General features: G+C 75.8%; 3 protein-coding genes. All 3 read right to left on the bottom strand.

The window, feature by feature from the left end; all coding sequences use genetic code 11:
* Positions 1-21: 21 nt before the first annotated feature.
* From AB0I16_RS23105 to AB0I16_RS23095, 3 genes are read right to left on the bottom strand one after another with little or no spacing between them, the layout of a single operon-like run.
* Complete coding sequence (locus tag AB0I16_RS23105) at positions 22-1,230, bottom strand: cytochrome P450 (RefSeq protein WP_363251384.1); 1,209 nt, start codon at positions 1,228-1,230, stop codon at positions 22-24.
* A 48-nt stretch (positions 1,231-1,278) separates the two neighbouring features.
* Positions 1,279-12,546, bottom strand: a complete 11,268-nt coding sequence (locus tag AB0I16_RS23100) for an amino acid adenylation domain-containing protein (RefSeq protein ID WP_363251383.1) — start codon at positions 12,544-12,546, stop codon at positions 1,279-1,281.
* A gap of 12 nt (positions 12,547-12,558) precedes the next feature.
* On the bottom strand, positions 12,559-23,139 hold the full coding sequence (locus AB0I16_RS23095) for an amino acid adenylation domain-containing protein (RefSeq protein WP_363251382.1): 10,581 nt from the start codon (positions 23,137-23,139) through the stop codon (positions 12,559-12,561).
* Between the last annotated feature and the right edge of the window lie 78 nt (positions 23,140-23,217).

Raw genomic sequence — 23,217 nt, 5'->3', positions numbered from 1 at the left:
GTGTGCTGTGCGGATGTGCGTTCACCAGGCCACCGGCAGCTCGTCCACCCCGTAGTTGGGTGTCCAGGTCCGGAAGCGGATCTCCTCGGGCGGCACCGCGACACGCAGCTTGGGGAACCGGCGCAGCAGGGCCGGCAGCCCGATCCGCAGCTCCATCCTGGCGAGCGACGCGCCCAGGCAGTGGTGGATGCCGTGCCCGAAGGCCATGTGGCCGCTGTTCTCCCGGGTGATGTCGAGGGTGTCCCTCGGCACTCCGGGGAGCTGGGAGCGGTTGACGGCCAGCAGCGAGCACATCACGAGCTCGCCCGTCTTGATCAGGTGTCCGCCGACGCGCAGGTTCTCGCCCGCGTAGCGCGGGATGGAGTTGGGGACGGACGAGAGGTAGCGGATGAGTTCCTCCACGGCCCGGTCGATGAGTTCGGGCCGGTCCATCAGGAGGGCGAGCTGGTCGGGGTACTGGAGCAGGGCGAGCGGGGCGAGTGCCAGCATCCCGCCGACGTTCTCGATGCCGGAGCCCATGAGGGTCGCGGCGGTGCCCGTCAGCTCCTCGTCGGTGATGTCCGCGCCGTGGTCGCGGATCAGCATGCTGAGCAGGTCGTCGCCGGGTGCGCGGCGCTTCTGCCGGACGAGCCTGCGCATGTACGTCACGAAGGCGTTGCCCGCGGCGCGCTGCCGCTCCCGCTCGCGGTCGTCGATGCGGTTGCCGAAGTTGGCGACGGCGCGGCTGGCGTTGAAGTTCCGTGCCAGGTCGGCCGCGTCGTCGCGGGGCACGCCGAGCAGGGCGCAGCCGACGAGTCCCGGGATGGGCACGGCGAAGGTGCGGATGAGGTCGCCGGGCTGCCCGGCGCTCTCCAGGGCGTCGAGGCAGTCCTCCGCGATCTCCGCGACGAACGGTTCGAGGCGCCGTATCCGCCGCAGCGTGAACTCGGGCGTCAGCATCTTGCGCAGCCGGGTGTGGTCGGGCGGGTCGTACTGGAGGAGGTTGCCGACCTCGACCTGTCCTCCTCCGCCGAGCTTGGCCTGTGCGGGCGGCAGCATCTTGAACCGGTTGTCGCCGAGGATCGCCCGCACCTCGTCGTAGCCGGTGGCGAGCCAGTGGCGGCCGGAGAACAGCAGCCCCTCGGCCTCGACCTGGACGAGTGGTGTCTCCGCGCTGATCCGCGCCAGTTCGGGCGGTGGTTCGATGCCGTTGCGGCGGATGTGCGCGGCGGTGTTGATCGGCTTGGACATCAGGGGTTCCTCTCGCCGGCCGTGTTCCGCGTCAGGGGCATGTCGGACTCACTCCTCTCCGGTGTCGCCGGCTGCCCGGAGCTTCGCCGTGAGGACGCCTCCGATGTGCGACGACGGCGTGGGCTGGAGCATGGTGAAGTGGCTCGCCGCGATCTCGTGCGCCTCGACCTCGCCCTCGACGAAGGGCTCCCAGCTCTCCTTCGCGTCCGGCGCGGGCCGCTCGGCGGTCCTGTCCTCGGCGGCGATGAACAGCAGCAGGTCGCCCCGGAAGCGGCGCGGCGTGTGGTGCGGGGTGATGCGGCCCAGGTTGTCGATCACCTCGCGCATGTGGGACCTCAGGCCCTCGTCCATGCCTTCGCCGACGTCCTGGCTCATCGGCTGCCGCCGGTCTCCCGGCCGCGGCTGGACGTCGCCGTCCGGGCGGGCGCCGGGCGACACGTCGCGGTAGTCGGCCCCGCCGGTCCCCTCGGGGTAGCCGTCGATCACCGCGAGCAGCCTGACCTGTTCGCCCTGCTCTTCGAGGTGCGTGGCGACCGCCTGGGCGATGAGGCCGCCGAGCGACCAGCCGAGGAGGTGGTAGGGGCCCGTCGGCTGGACGGTCCTGATCTGTTCGGCGTAGTCGGCCGCCATCTCGGCCATGCTCCGGGGCATGGGCTCCGGTCCCGCGAGTCCGCGCGCCTGCACGCCGTAGACGGGCAGGTCCTGCGGCAGGTGCCGGAGGAGCGCCGCGTACGCCCAGCTGAGTCCCGTACCGGTGTGGAGGCAGAACAGCGGCGGCCTGTCGCCCGTCGGGCGCAGCGGCAGCAGCATCTCCACGTCCTCGTGGTCCCCGCCGCCGCGGGCCGCCCTGGTGACGGGACGGCCGTCCCTGGCCTTGCCGCGCAGGGCGAGCAGTCCCCCGGACGTCCGCTTCGCGCGCTCGCCGGTGCGCAGCATCCGCTCGCCGCCGGTCCCGAACGGGCAGGCGACGAACCGTTCACCGGTCGGCGCGGGACCGCCCGCGTACCCGCGGGCCAGCGCGGCTCCCGCGACGTACAGGTCGCCGGTGCCGCCGGGCGGTACCGGGCGCAGGTAGTCGTCGAGGACGAAGGCCCGGGTGCGGGCGACGGGGCGTCCCGCGGGGGCCTCGGCGGGGAGCCGTCCGCCGGGCGCGGTCGTGTGGTCGAGCCACGCGCCCGCGGTCTCCGTGCTGCCGTGGACGCTGACCAGGGCGGCCCGCGGATGGCGCTCAAGCCACTGCCGGGCGGCGTCCGCGCCCGCCGGCGTCCCGGTGCCGCCCACGACCGTGGCGCCGGCCGGCCGCGCCTCGCCGGGGCCCGGTTCGGGGGCGGTGGCCAGCAGCTCGTCGGTGGTGACGAGCAGTGCCGCGCCGTCCGTCGCGGCGAGCACGGGGCCGTCGTCGGCCGCCGCCAGGCGGACGGCGCCGCCCTCGCACAGGGCCGCGAACAGCGGTGCCAGGAGCGCCGGCACGGGGGCGCGCAGGTCGAGTGCCGTCACCGCGTGCCCCGCCGGTGAGACACGCGCGCGGTGTGCCGCCTGGTGGAGCAGCGTCCGGTGTTCGATGACCGCTCCCGTGCCGGGGCCGTCGGCGCCCTCGGGCTCCGTGGTGCCGAGCACGAGCGCCGCCTGCCCGGGCAGGGGCAGCGGCAGCGGCCCCGCCGCGCCGTCCGCCGCGCGCCCGCCGTCGGCCACGGCCGTCCGCGGGTCGTCGAGCGGCAGCATCGGTACGGTGATGCCGTCGGCCAGGAGCGGGGCCGTCGCCGCGTCGCAGACCAGCGCGGCGGGTTCGGCCCTGCGCAGGCAGGCGGGGATGTCCTCCATGGGCCGGTTCGGATCGGCCAGGAGGCAGGCGGCGCCGGCCTTGAGCACCCCGAGCAGCGCGACCACGAGCGCGGCCGTGGGCGGCTGCGCGACGAGGACCACGTCCTCGGCGCCGATGCCCTGCCCGGCCAGCCTGCGCGCGAGCCGGCCGGCCGCGGCGTCCAGTGCGCCATGGGTGAGCGCGCCGTCCCCGCCGAGGACCGCCGGCGCGTCGGGGCGCAGCGCGGCCTGCTCGGCGAGGCGGGCGACGACGGTGCCCTCCGGCAGCGCGGGTGCCTCGTCGTGCCCGGCTCCGATCGCCTGGTGGTGCTCGTCCGGGCCGAGGAGCAGGTCCACCTGGGCCATGCGCAGCCCGGGGTCGGCCGCGATCTGTTCGAGGACCCTGCCGAGCCGTCGCGCGAACGCGTCGACGGTGGGCCGGTCGAACAGGTCGGTGGCGTACCGGACGGTGCCGTCGACGCCCTTCGGGGTGCCTCCGCTCCCGTGCCGCTCGGTGAGGGCGAGCACGAGGTCGAGTTCCCCGACCGGCCGTCCCACCGGCAGGCGGGTGGTGCTCAGGCCCGGCAGCTCCGGCGACTCCCACACCTGGGAGGCGTCGCTGCGCAGGTCGAGGAGGACCTGGAACAGCGGGTGCCGCGCCGCGGGGGCCTGCGGTGACCGGGTGTCGACGAGGCGCGCGAAGGGCACGTCCGGGTTCTGCACCGCCTGCTGGAAGGTGTCCCGTGCCCGGCCGATGAGTTCGCGGAAGGTGGGGTTGCCCGAGGCGTCCGTGCGCAGGACCAGCGGGTCGGCGAAGGGCCCCACCAGGCCGTCGAGGTCGCCTTCCTCGTCCCGGTTGGCCAGCACGGTGCCGAAGGTGACGTCGGGGCCCGCGCCGAGGCCGGAGAGGAGCAGCGTGAGGGCGGCCTGCACGACCATGAAGAGCGTCGCGCTCTCGGCCTCGGCCACCTCCATCAGGCGGGCGTGCAGGTCGCCGTCGACGGCGAGGGGCACCGAGTCCGTCCGGTGCGAGGCGACCGGCGGGCGCGGCCTGTCGGTCGGCAGTTCCTGCTCGGGCTCCAGACCGGCCAGGGCCTTCTTCCAGTACGCGGCCTGCTCGCCGATCAGGCTGTCGGGGTCCTGCTCGTCCCTGAGCATCTCGCGCTCCCAGAGCGCGTAGTCGGCGAACTGCAGCGGCAGCGGGGCGCGTTCGGGGGCGCGGCCCTCGCGGCGCGCGCCGTAGGCCGCCGCCAGGTCGCGGACCAGGACGGTCAGCGACTGGTCGTCCGTCGCGACCCGGTGCACCACCATCAGCAGGACGTGCTCGGTGGCGGAGACCGCGAACAGGCGGCACGTCCAGGGGGTCTCCCTGGTGAGGTCGAATTCGTGGTCGGCGTGGTCGGCGAGGAGGCGCGGCAGCTCGTCCTCGGCCGCCGGTGTCACCGGCAGCGCGGGCCGGGCCGCTTCGGCGTCCAGGACGCGCTGGTGGAGGTCACCGCTGTCGGAGCAGGTGAACGTCGTACGCAGCATGTCGTGCCGTGCGGCGACGTCGCCGAGGGCCGCCTCCAGTGCCGCGCGGTCCAGGGCGCCGCTGAGGCGCAGCGCGATCGGGGCCCGCCGGACCGGTGAGCCGGGGTCCTCCCGCTCCAGGCGCCAGGTGCGCTGCTGGCTCGCCGTGGCGGGGATCTCGTCGGGGTGGTCGACCGGCCGCAGCTCGGGGAGTTCCTTCGACGTCAGGAGCCTGGCGACGCCGAGGGGGGTGGAGGAGCCGAAGAAGCGCCGCATGCTCAGCTCGGTGCCGAACTCCTCGCGGATGCGCGCGGCGAGCCGCATCGCGAGGCCCGAGTCGCCGCCGAGGTCGAAGAAGTTGTCGTCGACGCCCACGCGTTCGAGGTCCAGGATCTCGGCGAACAGCGCGCAGAGCCTCGCCTGGGTCTCGTTCTCCGGTTCGCGCCCGGAGACCCGTCCCGCGAAGTCCGGGGCGGGCAGCGCCCTGCGGTTCACCTTGCCGTTGCGCGTCAGCGGCAGCTTGTCGAGGACGACCACCGCCGCGGGGACCATGTACGACGGCAGCGTGCGCGCCAGGTGCTCGCGGAACACCTCGGTGTCCGTGCCCTCGCCGCCCTCGCCGCCCTCACTGCCCTCACTGCCCTCACCGGCTCCACTGGCTCCACTGCCTTCGCCGTCCTCGCCCGCGGTGACCACGTAGCCGACGAGGCGCTGCTCCCCCGGCCGGTCCTCGCGGAGCACCACCACCGCCTGGCGCACCAGCGGGTGGGCGGCGAGCACCGCCTCGATCTCGCCCAGCTCCACCCGGAACCCGCGGATCTTGATCTGCTCGTCCGCACGCCCCGCGAACAGCAGCTCCCCGCCGGCCGTCCAGCGGGCCAGGTCGCCCGTCCGGTACATGCGGGCGGCGTCACCGAACGGGCAGGCCACGAACCGCTCCGCGGTCAGGTCGGGGCGTCCGACGTAGCCGCGCGCCACGCCGGGGCCCGCGATGTACACCTCACCGGTGACGCCCGGCGGGACAGGGTGGAGGAAGCCGTCGAGGACGTATGTGGCGACGTTGCCCAGCGGGCGGCCGATCGGCGGTGCCGCGTCGTTCGACCTGATCTCCTCGTCCACGGGCCCCGCGGTGGCCATCACGGTCGCCTCGGTGGGGCCGTAGGTGTTCCACACCCGCGCCTGCGGGGTCCAGCGGCTGGCCAGGTCCGCGGTGAGCAGCTCCGCGCCGAGGACCCAGTTCTCCACGCCGGTCAGTTCGTCGGGGTCGAGCAGGCCCAGCAGCGAGGGCACCACGCTGGCGGTGCTGACGCCGGACGCCCGCACCAGTTCGGCGAGCGCTCCCGGCTCGGCCCGCTCCTGCCCCGAGGCGATGACGAGCGTGCCGCCGCCCGCGAGGGTGACCGCCACGTCGAGGACCGACGCGTCGAAGCTGAACGACGCGAACTGCAGGACGGCCACTCCCTCGGCCACGCCCAGGGCCGGCCGCATCGTCTCGGCCAGGTTCGCCACGCCGCCGTGCGCCACGGCCACGCCCTTGGGGCGGCCGGAGGAGCCCGACGTGTAGATGACGTACGCGAGCTGGTCCGGGGCCACCTCGGTTCCGAGGGGTTCGGGGGACTCCGCGGCGAGCGCCCGTACGGTCTCCACCTGGTCGAGCAGGACCGCCCGCGCCGCGCCCGCCGACAGGCCGTCCAGGGTGTCGCCCGTGCCGACGACGACCCGCGCGCCGCTGTCGGCGACGACGTGCGCGAGGCGGTCGGCCGGGTACTCCGGGTCGAGCGGGACGAAGGCGCCGCCCGCCTTCCACACCGCCAGCTCCGCGACGACCATGTCGATGCCGCGCGGCAGGCACAGGCCCACCCGCGTCTCCCGTCCCACGCCGAGCCCGGCCAGATGCCGCGCCAGGCGGTTCGCGCGGGCTTCGAGTTCCGCGTAGGTCAGGGTCTCCTGGCCGCCGCGCACCGCGACCGCGCCGGGCGACCGGCCGGCCCGCGTGCGGATCAGCTCCGGCACCGGCGCGGCGGGGACCTCCGCCGCGGGCGTGTTCCACCGTTCGGTCACCAGGGACCGCTCGGCCTCGTCGGAGAGCCGGATGCGGCCCACCGCGAGCCCGGGGTCGGCGGTCATCTGCCGCAGGGCCCGCACCAGCCGGTCGAGCAGGGCGCGGGCGGCCGGCTCGTCGAAGGCGTCGGAGCGGTAGCTGAGCCGCATCCGCAGCCCGCCGAGCGGGTCCACCACGAGACCGAGCGGATAGCTGATCGACTCGCGCATCCCGGCCTCGGTGAGGACGAGGCCGGCCGGCGCGGGCTCGCGGGGGCCGCCCTCACCGGACTGCTCGGGCGCGTCCATCCCGGTGGGGAAGCTCTCGAACGCCATGAGGGAGTCGAAGGTCGCCCCCGGCCCCGCGATCCGCTGGATGTCCCCCAGGCTCAGGTACTGGTGGTCCATCAGGGCCGACTGCCTGGCCTGTACGTCGGTCAGGAGCTCGGCCACGGTCCGTGCCGGGTCGCAGGGCACGCGCACCGGGACGGTGTTGATGAACAGGCCCAGCATGTTCTCCATGCCCGGCAGTTCGGCGGGGCGGCCCGCGACGGACGCGCCGAAGACCACGTCCTTGCGGCCCGCGAGCTGACCGACGACCAGTGCCCACGCGGCCTCGATCACCGTGTTCAGGGTGATGTCGTGGGCGCGGGTCAGCTCGCCGAGCGCGGCGTTCAGCTCCTCGTCCGCGACGGTGAAGACCTCGCCGGAGGCTCCGGACGCCTCGACGGTCGCCCCCGGCGTCACGGGCACGACCAGCGTCGGCTCCTCCACGCCGGACAGCTCCGCCGACCACGCCTCCTGCGCGGCCTCCTTGTCCTGGCGTCCCAGCCAGGAGAGGAACTCCGAGTAGGGGGTGACCGCGGGCAGCCCGCCGGCGGCGCCCCCCGCCTCGTAGCAGGCCCACAGCTCGCGCCGCAGGACCGGCAGCGACCAGCCGTCGAGCACGATGTGATGGAGCGTCACCATCATGCGGTACCGCTCGTGGCCCGTCTTGACCAGGAGCACCTTCACCAGCGGCGGGCGCGTCAGGTCGAAGCCCTTGTCCCGTTCCTGCGCCCCGATGCGGTCGGACTCCTCGCGGGCCTCGTCCTCGCCGAGGTCCGACAGGTCCTCCTCGCGCCACGGCAGGACGGCCTTCGGCATGACGGTCTGGACGGCCTGCCCGGACCCCGCCACCTGCCGGAAGCCCACGCGCAGGCTCGCGTGCCGGTCGAGGAGCGACTGCCAGGACGCCCGCAGCACCTCGGTGTCCAGCGGCCCTTCGAGACCGACGATCATCTGCTCCACGTACACGTCCGGGCCCTCGTCCGCGAACATCGAGTGGAACAGCAGGCCCTCCTGGAGCGGTGAGAGCGGCCAGATGTCGGCCAGGCCCGGTGCCGCCTGCTCCAGCTTCTCGACCTGGGCCTGGGTGAGCGTGACCAGGGGGAAGTCTGAGGGGGTGTGGCCGCCCGCCGCCGGGTCGCCCGCGTGGGCGGCCAGGCCGGCCAGCATCGCCGCCCAGCCCTCGACCAGGGCGCGCGCCGCCTCCTCGGCCACGAGGTGTTCCGGGCAGGCCAGGCTCAGCGTGAGCCGCGGCCCCTCCGCGAGGTCGTGGACGACGGCGACGGCCTCCAGCGGGTGGGCGACGGGGAGGTGCCCGTCGGCGGCGCCGCCCGCCGGCGCGTCGTCCGTGTCCGCGGGGGCGCCGGGGACCCGGCCGAGGTAGGTGAAGCCGACCCGCGCGGCGGGCAGGGCGGCGAGTTCGGGCGCGGTCGCTCGGTTGAGGTGGCGCAGCAGGCCGTGGCCGAGACCGTCGCCGGGCACGGCGCGCAGCTGTTCCTTGACGCGCTTCACGGTGTCGCCCGCGTCCGGGCCGCCGGACAGGATCTCGTCGAGGTCGGCGGTGCCCACGTCGACGCGTACGGGATGGGTGCCGGTGAACCAGCCGACGGTCCGCGACAGGTCCATGCCGTCGGTCAGCTCCACCCGGCCGTGGCCCTCCACGTCCACCAGGAAGCCGCCCGCCGTGTCGCCGTCCCCGCGCCAGCGCGTGACCGCGGCGGCGAGACCGGTCAGGAGTACGTCGTCGGCGCCCGCGTGGTAGGCGGTGGCCACGCCGGTCAGCAGGGCCGACGTGACGTCGGCCGGCACCGTCACCGAGACCCGCCGGACGGTGGCGGCGACGTCGCGCGCCGGGTCGGCGGGGACCTCGGTGAGCTGCGGGTCGGGGCCCTTGAGCAGTTCCTTCCAGCGCGGGAGTTCCGCGGTCCGCTCCGCGCCGCCGGCCTGTTCGGCCAGTGCGCGCGCCCAGTGGCGGAACGAGGTGGGGACCGGTTCCAGTTCGGGCTTGTGTCCCGCGGCGAGCGCGGCGCATGCCTGTTCCAGGTCGGGCAGCAGGATGCGCCACGACACCGCGTCGACCACGAGGTGGTCGACGACCAGCAGCAGCCGTCCCGCCGTGTCGGGGCCGAGGTCGAACCAGACCACCTGGAGCATGACGCCGGAGCGCGGGTCGAGCCGCGCCACCGCGGCCCGGCTCTCCTCGGCGATCGTCCGGGGCAGGTCGTCGGCGGGCACGGACGCCGCGTCGACCCGGCGCACCCACGATCCGGCCGGGGCCGTGCCGGGGCCCGAGATCACGAGCCGCCGCTCCGGTTCCGTCTCCAGGCGGGCGCGCAGGACGTCGTGGTGGTCGACGACGGCGCGCACCGCGTCGGCCAGGGTCTCGGACCGCAGCGCGGCCGGGGCCTCGACCAGGGCGGACTGCACGACGCGGCCCACGTGTCCGGCGCCGACGCGGTCGAGCAGTTCGTGCATGACCGGCGTCAGGGGCACCTCACCGGTGCCGGGATCGCCGCCGTCCCCGGCCGGGCCGTCGACGGGCGAGGCCACCAGGGCCAGGGCGGCCGGAGTGCGGTGCTCGAAGACCTGGCGCGCGGTGATCGCGAGGCCCGCGCGGCGGGCGCCCGACACCAGCATCATCGACTGGATGGAGTCGCCGCCGAGGGCGAAGAACGAGTCGTCGGCGCCGGCCCGCTCGATCCCGAGCGTCTCGGCGAACAGTCCGCACAGGACCGCCTCGACGGGTGTCAGCGGATCGCGGCCCCGCGCGGTCCGCTCGGGCGCGGGCAGGGCGTCGCGGTCGAGCTTGCCGTTCACGGTGAGCGGCAGCGCGTCGAGGACGACCACCGCCGAGGGGACCATGTGGTCGGGGAGGCGGATGCCCGCGTACGCGCGCAGCGCCTCGGGGTCGACCGCGCCGTCGGCAGGGCCGGTGCCGGGGACGACGTAGGCGACCAGGCGGCGGTCGCCGGGCCGGTCCTCGCGGGCGATGACCGCGACCCGGCCCACCGAGGGGTGCCGGGCGATGACCGCCTCGATCTCGCCGGGCTCCACGCGGAAGCCCCGCAGCTTCACCTGGTCGTCGGCGCGCCCGGCGAAGACCAGCTCTCCCTCGCCGGTCCAGCGGGCGAGGTCGCCCGTGCGGTACATCCGGCCGCCCGCGCCGAAGGGGCAGGCGACGAACCGCTCGGCCGTCAGGTCCGGCCGTCCCGTGTACCCGCGCGCCACTCCCGGCCCGGCGACGTACAGTTCGCCGGTCACGCCGGGCGGCACCGGCCGCAGGAAGCCGTCGAGCACGTAGGTCCGCATGTTACCCAGCGGGCGTCCGATGGGCGGCGGCTCGTCCCGCGGGCCGATGTCCTTCGCCACCGGTCCCGAGGTCGCCATCACGGTGGCCTCGGTCGGGCCGTAGGTGTTCCACACCCGTGCCCGCGGGGTCCAGCGGCTCGCGAGGTCCGCGGTCAGCAGTTCGCCGCCGAGGACCCAGTTCCGTACGCCGGGCACGTCGTCCGGGTCCAGGACGCGCAGCACCGAGGGCACGACGCTGGCGGCCCCGACGCCGCTCTCGCGGATCATGCCCGCCAGCGCCGCGGGGTCGGTGCGCTCCTCGGCCCCGGCGATGGCCAGGGTGCCGCCCGCGGCCAGCGTGACGGCCACGTCGAGCACGGAACCGTCGAAGCCGAACGAGGCGTACTGGAGCATCGTCACGCCCGTGCCGATGCCGAGGGCCGGACGCATCGCCTCCGCGAGGTTCGCCACGCCGTGGTGGGCGAGGGCCACGCCCTTGGGGCGGCCCGTCGAGCCCGAGGTGTAGATGACGTAGGCGAGCTGTTCGGGATGGACGGGCAGGCCGAGCGGCCGGGCGGACTCCGCCGCGATCGTCCGCCCGGTGTCCGGGTCGTCGAGGCGGACGACGCGGTCGGCCTCGACGGGCGGCCCACCGGCGCGGAGCACCACCCGTGCGCCGCTGTCGGCCACCATGTACGCCAGCCGGTCCGCCGGGTACTCGGGGTCCAGCGGGACGAACGCGCCGCCCGCCTTCCACACCGCCAGCTCGCCCACCACCATGTCGACGCCGCGCGGCAGGCACAGTCCCACCCGGTCCTCGCGGCCGACGCCGAGCCCCACCAGGTGCCGGGCGAGCCGGTTCGCGCGCGCCTCCAGTTCGCCGTACGTCACCTCGTCCGCGCCGCAGCGCACGGCCACGGCGCCGGGTGAGCGCACCGCCCACTCCTGGAACGCCGCCAGGGCCGAGCCCGCGGCGACCGGCCTGTCCGTGGCGTTCCACCGCTCCACGACGGTCGCGCGCTCGGTCCCGTCCGTCACGTCGATGTCGCCGACCCGCACCGAGGGGTCGGCCGCGATCTGCTCCAGAACCCGTACGAACCGCTGGACGATCGACTCGGCCGCGGTGCGGTCGAACAGGTCGGGGCGGTAGTCCAGTTTCAGGCGCATCCGGTCGCCGCCGGGGACCGCGACGAGCGTGAGGGGATAGTGGGAGGCGTCGCGCGAGGCGCCCGCGGGGCTGAGCGTCACCGCGCCGGGTCCGGGCGCGGGCCCGGCCGGCGGCAGCGGGTAGTTCTCGTACAGCACGAGGGTGTCGAAGACGGCGGCGGCCCCGGCGAGCTTCTGGACCTCGGCGAGTCCGACGTGCTGATGGGGTATCAGCGCGGACTGGCGCTCCTGGAGTTCCGTCAGCGTCTCGACGACCGGCCTGCGGCCGTCGAGGGGCACGCGCACCGGCAGGGTGTTGATGAAGAGGCCGACCATGGACTCCACGCCCGGCAGTTCGGCGGGGCGCCCGGCGACCGTCGCGCCGAACACGACGTCCGTGCGGCCCGCGAGCCGCGCGAGGACCAGGGCCCACGCGCCCTGCACAACGGTGTTCAGCGTCAGCCCCCTGGCGCGCGACAACTCCGCGAGCGCGCCCGTGAGTTCGGGGGATACGGCCGCGTGCGCCTGCTCGGGGAGCAGGGGGGTGCGGCCCGGGTCGGCCGGTGCCACCAGGGTCGGTCCCTCGGCCCCGGCGAGCTCCGCCCGCCAGGCCGCCGAGGCCGCGTCCTTGTCCTGGCGGGCGAGCCAGGCCACGTACTCGCCGTAGGGGGCGACCCGCTTGAGGGCAGAGGTGTCGCCTCCCGCCGCGTACGTCGCGGAGAGTTCACCCAGCAGCACGAACATCGACCAGCCGTCGAGCAGGATGTGGTGGAGCGTCATGACGAGGCGGTGCCGGTCCTCACCGAACCTGACGAGCAGGAGGCGCAGCAGCGGCGGGACCGCGAGGTCGAAGCGCTCCGCGCGCTCCCGCGCCGTGAGCCGGTCGACCTCCGCCGCGGCCTCGCTCTCCGTGAGCCCGCTGACGTCCGCCTCCCGCCAGGGCAGCACGGCCTCGCGCGGGATGACCTGCACCATGTGGGCGCCGGTGACCGGCCGGAAGCAGGCCCGCAGCGCGGCGTGCCTGGCCAGCAGGGCCTCCCACGACGCCCGTAGCCGACCCGAGTCCACCGGGCCGTTGACGTCCACCGCCGACTGCACGGTGTAGACGTCCGGGCCCTGGTCGTCGAAGGAGGCGTGGAACAGCATCCCCTCCTGCAACGGCGAGAGGGGCCACACGTCCTCGACGAGGGATCGGGGTCGGGTCATCGTTCTCTCTCCTCACAACGGCTGGGTGCCTGACGGCTGGGGCTGCTCACCGGAGAATCCGGCTTCGAGTTCGTCGATCTGGTGTTGTGCGAGGTCGAGGAGGTGGAAGTCGGACGGGGTGTGTCCACCTGCCGTGGGGTCGGCGGCATGACCGGCGAGGCCGTCCAGCATCTTCAGCCAGGTGTCGCCGAGCCGCCGTGCGTCGGCTTCCTCCAGCAGCCGGCTCGCCCAGCTCAGCGTGAGCGTCAGCTCGGGCCCGTCGGCGGTGTCCCTCACCACCGCGCCGGCGTCCACCACGTGCGTGGCGGGCATGCCCGGGTCGACGGAACCGCCGATCGCGGTCTCGCCGGCCAGGTGCCAGGGCCCTGCCGGGCCCGCGGCGGTGCCACCGCCCGCGTCGCCGCCCGCCGCGAACCGGCCCAGGTAGTTGAAGCCGATCTGCGCGGCGGGCGCGGCCCGCAGGACCGGCCCCGTCACGGGGTTGAGATGGCGCAGCAGTTCATGCCCGAGGCCGTCCCCGGGCACCGCCCTGGCCTGTTCCTTGACGGCCTTCACCAAGCTACCGGCAGCCGCGCCGCCCGCCATAGCGGCGTCCAAGTGCTCAGCGGCCACCTCCAGGCGCACGGGACGCACGCTGGTGAACCAGCCGACCGTGCGCAGCAGGTCCACGCCGTCCAGCGGCTCGCGGCCGTGTCCCTCGACGTCGACGAGGAGCCCCGCGGCGGCGTCCGGCCGCCAGTGACCGACCGCGCCCGCGAGCGTCGCGAGGAGGATGTCGTCGACCCCGCAGTGGAAGGCGGCCGTGGCCCGGCCCACCAGGGTGGCCGCCTGCTCGGGCGGCAGCGTCCACGTGTGGTGCAGCAGGGTGCGCACGGTGTCCAGGCCGGGGTCCAGCTCCTGTGCTCCGAGCGGTGGCCGGGGTTTGCCGAGCAGGGTCAGCCACGCGTCGAGTTCGGCGGTCCGCGCCTCGTCCACCGCCTGCGCCGCGAGCAGCTCCGCCCAGCGGCGGAAGGACGTGCCGACCGGGTCGAGCGCCGGTTCGCGCCCCGCGGCCGCCGCCTCGCACGCCGCCCGCAGGTCCGGTACGAGGACCCGCCACGACACCCCGTCCACCACCAGGTGGTGCACCACCAGCACGACGCGGCCCGTGCGTCCGGGCCCCGCGTCGACCCAGACGGCCCGCGCGAGGACGCCGGACGCGGGGTCGAGGCGCTCCACCGCCGCACGCGCCGCACGCCCCGCGATCCCGTCCAGCGCGGCGTCGGCGGCACCGGTCGCGTCCACGCGGTCGACCAGGCCGGCGGCGTCCACCGGGCCCCGCTCGCCGACGATCAGCTTCGGTTCGCCGGGCACCGTGCGGGCCCGCAGCATGTCGTGCGTGTCGAGCAGGGCGCCGAGACCTGCCGCCAGCGTCCGCGTGCCGAGGCCGGCCGGGGCGCCGAGGACCGTCCACTGCGCGAACCCGGGGCGCGCCGCGCGCTCGCCGAGCGCCCGCATCACGGGCGTCCAGGGCACCTCGCCGACACCGATGTCGGTGACGGGGGCCTCGGAGCCCACGGCTTCCGCCACCTCCGCGAGGCGTTCGGGGGTCTTCTCCTCGAAGACCTGACGTGACGTCAGGAGCAGCCCCGCCCCGCGCGCCCGCGAGGCGAGCTGCATCGACATGATCGAGTCGCCGCCCAGCTCGAAGAAGCTGTCGCGGACCCCGACCCGCTCCAGGCCGAGCACCTCGGCGAACAGGTCGCACAGGACCCGCTCGTCCGCGGTGCGCGGCCCGCCGTCCGTCACCCGCCCCGCGAAGTCGGGCGCGGGCAGGGCCGCCCGGTCCACCTTGCCGTTGGCGGTCAGCGGCAGCCGGTCGAGCGGCACGAACGCCGAGGGCACCAGGTGCTCCGGTACGCGTGCGCGCAGGTACGCGGGCAGCTCGGCGACCCAGGCGGTGGCGTCCGTCCCGCCGGTGTGCCGCGCGGGGTCCGCGACGACGTACGCGACGAGACGGCTACCTTCGGTGTGGTCGGCGCGCGCGACGGCGACGGCCTGCACGATGTCGGGGTGCGCGGTCAGGACCGCTTCGATCTCGCCCGGTTCGACGCGGTGGCCGCGGATCTTGAGCTGGTCGTCGGCCCGGCCGAGGAAGAGCAGTTCGCCCCCGGCCGTCCACCGCGCCACGTCCCCGGTGCGGTACATCCGCTCCCCCGCCCCGAACGGGCAGGCCACGAACCGCTCCGCCGAGAGCCCCGCACGCTCCAGGTAGCCGCGCGCGAGCCCGGCCCCGGCGACGTACAGCTCACCGGCCACGCCGGGCGGCACCGGCAGCAGGAACGCGTCGAGGACGAACGCCCGTACGCCGGTCATCGGGCGCCCCATGGGCACGAGGTCGCCGCCCGGCGCCAGCGGGGCGCTCATCGCGGCGCAGACCGTGGTCTCCGTGGGGCCGTACGCATTCACCATCCGCCGGCCGGGCGACCAGCGGTCCACGAGCCCGGGCGGGCACGCCTCGCCCGCCACGACGACGGTCGCCAGCTCGTCCGGCAGCCGTTCCTCGGCCGCGAGGACGCTCGGCGGCACGGTGACGTGGCTCGCCCGCGCCCGGCGCACCGCCTCGTCGAGCGACACCCGCGGCGGCAGCTCGTCCGGCGCCGCCACCACCAGGGACGCGCCCGACAGGAACGCCATGCACAGTTCGGAGACCGCCGCGTCGAAGCTCGGGGAGGCGAACTGGAGCACGCGTGAGTCCGGCCGCACGCCGAAGCGGTCGATCTGCGCCCGCGCGAGGTTGCCGAGGCCCGCGTGGGTGACGACGACGCCCTTGGGCGCACCCGTCGACCCCGATGTGTGGATGACGTACGCGGCGTTGGCCGCCCCCAGGGGCGCCGTCCGCTCGTCGGCGCGCACGGGGCCGCCCGCGCACCGCCGCACCTCGGCCGCGACGTGCGGGTCGTCGGTCACCACGATCCGGCCGGGGAAAGCGGCGGGCACCGCGCTCCGTGAGCCCTCGGTGCACAGCACGACCGGTGGGGCCGCGTCGTTCAGCACGTACGCGATGCGCTCCGCCGGGTATCCGGCGTCCACCGGCACGAAAGCGCCGCCGGCCATCGACACCGCGAGCAGCGACTCGACCATGGTGGCCGACCGCTCGCCGATGACCGCCACCCGGCTCTCCGGGCCGACGCCGTGCCGTGCCAGATACCGTCCGAGGCGCCCGGCCGACTCGGCCAACTCCGCGTAGGTGTAGGTCCGTTCGCCCGCGTCGAGCGCCACCGCGCGGGGCGTGCGCTCCGCCTGCCGCGCGAACAGTTCGGGCAACGGTACCGCGCCGGGCGCCACCTCGGGCGAGCCGTTCCACTCCCGTACGACGAGGTCGCGTCCGGTGGCGGCCACGGCGTCCACCCGGCCCACGGGCGTCGTCGGGTCCGCGACGAACTGCTCAAGGACGCGCACCAGAGCCGCGACCAGTTCCTCGGCGCGGGCCCGGTCGCAGACGTCGGGGCGGTGGACGAAGTCGCCGTGCATGGGCTCACCGGGCGACACCACGAAGGTCAGGGGGTAGTGCCCCATGTCCCTGGGTGTGCCCGCGGGGCTGATGCGCGGGGAGTGCGGGTCGGCGGCCTCCGCGGGCGGGTGGGGGTAGTTCTCGTACACCACGAGCGTGTCGAACGTCGCCGCCCGCCCCGCGAGCTGCCGTATCTCGGAGAGGCCCATGTACTGGTGGGCCATGAGCGCCGCCTGGCGCTCCTGCAGGGCGGCGAGCATGTCGCAGGCGGCCTGGCCCGCCGTCAGCGGAACCCGGACGGGCACGGTGTTGATGAACAGGCCGACCGCCGAATCCGCTCCCGGCAGGTCGGTGGGCCTGCCCGCCACGGTCGCCCCGAACACCACGTCGGTGCGGCGGGCGAGCCGGGCGAGGAGCAGCGCCCAGGCGCCCTGGACCACGGTGTTGACGGTGAGTCCGCGGCTCCTGGCGAGTTCGGCGACGCCCCGCGACAGCTCGGCGGGGAAGGCGAACCGGATGCGGTCGGGCTCCATCGGCACCCGTACCGACTCCTCGGGCACGACCAGGGTCGGCGCGTCGAGTCCCGCCAGCTCCGTCCGCCAGGCTTCGTGTGCGGCCTCCCTGTCCTGCCGGTCGAGCCATGCCAGGTAGTCGCGGTACGACGTGACGGGCGGCAGGCCGCTCCCGTCGCCGCCGGCGGCGTGTGCCGCGTACGCCGCCCGCAGGTCGGTGATGAGGACCGGCAGGGACCAGCCGTCCATCGTGATGTGGTGGCTGGTGATGACGAGGCGGTGCCGGTCGTCGCCGACGCGGATCAGGAGGAGCCGCAGCAGCGGGGCGCGCGTCACGTCGATCCGTGCCGCCCGCTCCTCCTCGGCGAGGCGTTCCGCCTCCGCGTGTGCCCGTGCCTCCGGGAGGCCCGACACGTCGGCCTCGCGCCAGGGCAGTGCGACGTCCCGCGCCACGGCCTGCACGGCCTCGCCCGACGCGAGGCGGTGGAAGCTCGCCCGCAGGATCGGATGCCGGCGCAGCACGGTCTCCCACGCGGCGCGCAGCAGGCCCGCGTCCAGCGGCCCGTCCAGGGCGAGGGCCCGCTGGCCCTCGTAGACGTCCGGCGCGGCCTCGTCGAAGGTGGCGTGGAAGAGCATGCCGGACTGGAGCGGCGACAGCGGCCAGACGTCGTCGAGGCCGGGGACCGCCGACTCCAGCTCCGCCACCTCGTGCTGCGCCAGGGTGGCGCGGAGGAAGTCGCCGGGGGTGTGCCCGCCCGCGCCGGGCTGCCCGGTGTGCGCGGCGAGGCCGGCGAGGGTCGCCGCCCAGGCCCGGCCGAGCCGTTCGGCGTCCGCCTCCGTGACCAGGAGGGCGGGGTGGCTGAGGGTGAGCGTCAGCTCGGGCCCCTCCGGGGTGTCCCGCACCGCGGCCCCGGCCTCGATGGCGTGGGTGGCGGGCATGCCGGGGTCGGCCGAACCGCCGATCGCGCTCTGTCCCGCGGGCTGCCACAGGCCGTCGGCGGAGGCGGGGCCCGCTCCGAACCTGCCCAGGTAGTTGAAGCCGATCTGCGCGCGGGGGGCGGCCTCAAGAGCGGGGGCGGTCGCGGGGTTGAGGTGGCGCAGCAGCGCGTGCCCGAGGCCGTCGCCCGGCACCGCGCGCACCTGCTCCTTGACCGCCTTGAGGAGTGCGCCGGCCGCGGGGCCGCCCGCCCGCGCCTCGTCGAGGTCCAGCCCCGCCACGGTGAGGCGCACGGGGTGGGCGCTGGTGAACCAGCCGACCGTGCGCGACAGGTCCACCTCCCCGACCGGCTCCCGGCCGTGCCCCTCGACGTCGACCAGGAGCCCCGTGGCGGTCTCGGGCCGCCAGTGCGCGACGGCGCCCGCGAGGGCGGCGAGCAGGACGGCGTCGACTCCGCAGTGGAAGGCCGCCGTGGTCCTGCCCACCAGTGTGGCCGCCTGCTCCGGCGGCAGCGTCCAGGACGTCCGCCGCAGGGTCCGCAGGGTGTCCACGTCCGGGTCGAGCGCCCGGCTGCCGACGGGCCGCCGGTCCTCGCCGAGCAGGGTCAGCCAGTCGTCGAGTTCGGCGGTGCGCCGCTCGTCGGCGGCCTCCGCCGCCAGCAGTTCCGCCCAGCGCCTGAAGGAGGTGCCGACCGGTGCGGGCCGCGGCTCGCGCCCGGCTGCCGCCGCCTCGCAGGCGGCCCGCAGGTCCGGTACGAGCACCCGCCAGGACACCCCGTCCACCACCAGGTGGTGCGCGACGACCACCAGGTGCCCCTGGTGCCCGGGTCCGGCGTCGACCCACACCGCGCGCACCATCGCGCCCGATGCCGGGTCGAGGCGGCCCGCCGCCTCGCGGGCCGCCCGCTCGGCGACGTCGTGGCCGTCCCCGGGCGCCGCGGTCACCCGGGACACCAGCGCGGCGGCGTCCACCGTCCCCGGCTCCCCGACGACCAGCTTCGGCTCGCCGGGGACCGTGCGGGCCCGCAGCATGTCGTGCGTGTCCAGGACCGTGCCGAGCCCGGCGGCCACCACGTCGAGTCCGAGGCCGGCCGGGACGCCGAGGACCACCCACTGCGCGAATCCGGGCCCGGTGGCGCGCTCGCCGAACGCCCGCATCACCGGCGTCCAGGGCACGTCGCCCACGCCCACGTCGGCGGCCTCGGCCTCCTGCCCGGCCGCGGCGACGACCCGTGCGAGCCGTTCCGGCGTCTTCTCCTCGAAGACCTGCCGCGGCGTCAGCACGAGGCCCGCCTCTCGGGCCCGCGCGGCGAGCTGCATGGAGCTGATCGAGTCGCCGCCCAGCTCGAAGAAGCCGTCCTCCGCCCCGACCCGCTCCAGGCCGAGCACGTCCGCGAACAGCCCGCACAGGACGCGCTCGGTCCCGGTGCGCGGCGCGCGTCCCGTCACCCGGGCGGCGAAGTCCGGCGCGGGCAGCGCGCCCCGGTCGAGTTTGCCGTTGACGGTCAGCGGCAGGGCGTCGAGGACGACGACCGCCGCGGGGACCATGTACTCCGGGAGCCGGTCCGCCAGGTGGGCCCGCAGCTCCCGCCCGTCCACGTCCGGGCGCTCCGGAACCGGGACCACGTACCCGACGAGCCGCCGCTCCCCCGGCACGTCCTGACGCGCGAGGACCACGGCCTGGGCGACCGCCTCGTGTCCGGCGAGGACCGCCCGCACCTCGTCCGGCTCCACCCGGAACCCGCGCACCTTGACCTGCTCGTCCGCGCGCCCCGCGAAGAGCAGCTCGCCCTCGGGCGTCCAGCGCGCCAGGTCGCCCGTCCGGTACATGCGGTCCGGGTCGCCCGGCAGCCGGAAGGGGTTCGCCACGAACCGCTGGGCCGTCAGGTCCGGCCGGTGGAGGTAGCCGCGCGCCAGGCCGGGGCCGACGACGTACAGCTCGCCGACGGTTCCGGGGGCGACCGGCCTCAGGAAGTCGTCGAGGACGTACACCCGGCTGTTGGTGAGCGGGCGTCCGACCGGCACCGGCCCTTCCCCCGTCGCGCGCAGCGGTTGGCTCATCGCGGCGCAGACGGTCACCTCCGTCGGTCCGTAGGCGTTGACGAGGCGGCGGCCGGCCCAGCGCCCGGCCAGCCACGGCGGGCACTCCTCACCCGCGACGATCAGGGTCTCCACGGTGTCCGGCAGCGCGTCCACCGTCGCGAGGACCGAGGGCGGCACCGTCATGTGCGTCACCCCGAACTCGGCGGCGACGTCGGCGAGCGGGACGTGCGGCGGCAGCCGGTCCGCGCCCGCCACCACGAGCGCCGCTCCCGAGAGGAGCGCCATGCACAGCTCGGAGACGGCGGCGTCGAAGCTCCAGGCCGCCAATTGCAGGACGCGGGAGTCGGGGCGTACGGCGAACCGCTCGATCTGGCCGGCGGCGAGGTTGCCGAGGCCGGCGTGGGTGACCACGACGCCCTTCGGTGTCCCGGTCGAGCCGGAGGTGTAGATGACGTAGGCGGGGTCCGTCGCGCGGGCCCGGCCGTGCCCGGCCCGGTGTGCCCGTCCGTCGCGCGGCCGGGACGTCGCGTCGTACGGCCAGCGGGGCACGTCCGCCGGGAGCACCGCTTCGGTCGTGCCCGTGCAGACCACGAGCGCGGGGCTGGCGTCGGCGAGGACGTGCGCGATCCGCTCGGCGGGGTGGGCCGGGTCCACCGGGACGAACGCCGCTCCCGCCCTGGCCACGCCCAGCAGGACCGCGACCACGTCGGCCGAGCGTTCCATGACCACGCCGACGAGGTCGCCGCGGCGCACGCCGCGCGCCCGCAGCTCGCGCGCCACGTGGTCGGCGGCCCGGTCGAGGCGCGCGTACGTCCACCGCCGGTCCGCCGCGATCACCGCCACCGCGTCCGGGGTCCGCCGCGCCTGCGCTGCGAACAGCTCTCCGAGCGTGCCCGCCGGGACGGGCCTGTCGGTGGCGTTCCACCGGTCGAGCACCGCGGAACGCTCGGCCTCCTCCAGTACGTCGATGTCGCCCACCCGCAGCGCCGGGTCGGCGGCGAGCCGCTCAAGGACACGGACGAGCTGCCTGCCCGCGCGCAGGGCCTGCCGCCCGTCGCACACGTCCGGCCGGTAGGTGACGCGGACGCCCAGGCGCTCGTCGGGTACGACACCGATGGCCAGCGGGTAGTGCGTGCCGATCCGGCTGTCCACCTGGGTGAGCGCGACGCCGGCGCCGGACGGGCCGGGCTCGGGCCGGGGCGCGGTGCCTCGCGGGTAGCTCTCGAACATCAGCATGGTGTCGAAGACGGCACCGGCCCCACCGGCCGCCTGGATGTCCGGCAGCCCGAGGTGCTGATGTGCCATCAGTGCCGTCTGCCGCTCCTGGAGTTCGCTCAGCATGGCGAGGACCGGCTGCCGGGCGTCGAGCCGTACGCGGACCGGCAGCGTGTTGATGAACAGGCCGATCATCGACTCCACGCCGGGGATCTCCGCGGGGCGTCCCGCGACCGTGGTGCCGAACACCACGTCGGTGCGCCGGGCGAGGCGGGCGAGGACCAGCGCCCACGCCCCCTGCGCCACGGTGTTGACCGTCAGGCCCCGGGCGCGGGCGAGTTCGGTCACGGCGCGGGTCGCATCGCGCGACAGGCGCACCGAGCGTTCCTCGCACGGGACGGGGGCGCTGCCCAGCTCCGCCGGGGCCACGAGGGTCGGCTCTTCGGCCCCGGCCAGCTCGTCGCGCCAGGCGGTCCGTGCCGCCTCCGTGTCCTGCCGTCGCAGCCACGCCAGGTAGTCACCGTACGAGGCCGTGCGGCCGGGCGGGGACGGCTCGCCCGGCGCCGCGAGGGCGGCGGCCACCTCGGCGAGGAGGATCGGCGTCGACCAGCCGTCCGCGACGATGTGGTGGCTGGTGACGACCAGCCGGTGCCGCCGCTCGCCGACGCGGATCAGGAGGAGCCGCAGCAGGGGCGCCGCCGTCAGGTCGAGGCGTTCGGCCGCCTCGGCCGCGGCGAGGCGGTCCGCCTCCGCGAGCGCCTCGGCCTCCGTACGGTGTGACAGGTCGACCTCGCGCCAGGGCAGTTCCGCCTCCCGCGCCACGGCCTGCACGGCCTCGCCCGACGCGAGGCGGTGGAAGCTCGCGCGCAGCGCGTCGTGCCGCACGAGCAGCCCCTGCCACGCGGCCCGCAGCCTGGCGGCGTCCAGCGGCCCGTCCACGGCGAGCACGCGCTGACTCTGGTAGGCGTCAGGGCCTTCCCCGGCCGCGGACCGCGGGTTCTCCCCGTCGAACAGGGCGTGGAACAGCATGCCTTCCTGCAACGGCGAGAGCGGCCATACGTCGGCCAGGTCCGGCACCGCCGCCTCCAGCCGCTCGACTCCGTCCTGCGTCAGGGTCCCGGCGGTCAGGAGCGGGAAGTCCCGGGGCGTGTGGCCGCCCGCGCCGGGGCTCGCCGTGTGTTCCGCGATGCCGCCGAGCAGCCGCGTCCAGGTGCTGCCGATCCGCTCGGCCTCCTGCTCGCCGAGGACGGCCCCCGGCCAGCTCAGCCGCAGTTCGATGGCGGGGCCGTGCGGGGTGTCCCGCACGGCCACGTTCGCCTCCAGAACGTGCGGCAGGGGCGCGTCGGGGGGTACGGAACCGCCGATCGCGGTCTCGCCGGTCAGCTGCCAGGGGGCGCCCGCGCCGGTGCCGCCCGGGGTGAACCGGCCGAGGTAGTTGAAGCCGATCTGCGGGGCGGGCGCGGCCTTGAGGGCGGCGGCGGTCGCGGGGTTGAGGTGGCGCAGCAGGGCGTGGCCGAGCCCGTCGCCCGGCACGGACCGCGCCTGCTCCTTGACGGTCTTCAGGAGCCTGCCCGCGTCGGTGCCGCCCGCCAGGGCCCGGGAGAGGTCGATCCCCGTCACGTCCAGGCGCACGGGCCGGGCGCTGGTGAACCAGCCCACGGTGCGCGACAGGTCCGCCTGCCCGACCGGCTCCCGGCCGTGGCCCTCGACGTCGACCAGGATTCCCGGGCCGGCGTCCGGCCGGCAGTGCGCGACGGCGCCCGCCAGCGCGGCGAGGAGCACGTCGTCCACGCCGCAGTGGAACGCGTTCGGCATCCGGTTCAGCACCCACTCGGCCTGGGCGGGCGGTACGGTCCACGCGCGCTGGCGCAGGGTGCGCACGGTGTCGACGTCCGGGTCGAGGGCCCGGTGCCCGAGCGGGGACTGTGGCGCCGCGCCGAGCAGGGCCAGCCACTGCTGGAGCTCGGCGGCCCGCCGCTCACCGGTGGCCTCGGCGGTCAGCAGCTCCGCCCAGCGGCGGAACGAGGTCCCGACCGGGTCGAGGCGCGGCGCGCGTCCGGCGGCGACCGCCTCGCAGGCGGCCCGCAGGTCCGCCGTCAGCACCCGCCAGGACACTCCGTCCACCGCCGAGTGGTGGGCCACGAGCACCAGCCGGCCCACCTGGCCGGGTCCCGCGTCGACCCAGACGGCACGGACCATCACGCCGGCGCCCGGATCGAGCAGTTCCACGGCCTCGCGCGCCGCCCGCCCCGCGGCCTCGTCCAAGGCCGCGTCCGCCGCCACGTTCCCGCCCACGTCCACGCCCACGCGCTCGACGAGGCGCCCCGCTGCCACGGAACCCGGCGCGCCCACCAGTGACGTGTGCTCTGCGGGGAGCGTGCGGGCCCGCAGCATGGCGTGGGTGTCCAGTACGGCGTTCAGCCCGGCGGTGAGGACGTCGAGGCCCAGGCCGGCGGGGGCGCCGAGCACCAC

It is taken from the genome of Streptomyces sp. NPDC050703, from assembly GCF_040654435.1.
In the GTDB taxonomy this organism is placed as follows: Bacteria; Actinomycetota; Actinomycetes; order Streptomycetales; family Streptomycetaceae; genus Streptomyces.
This window is presented reverse-complemented; position numbering and strand designations above follow the sequence as displayed.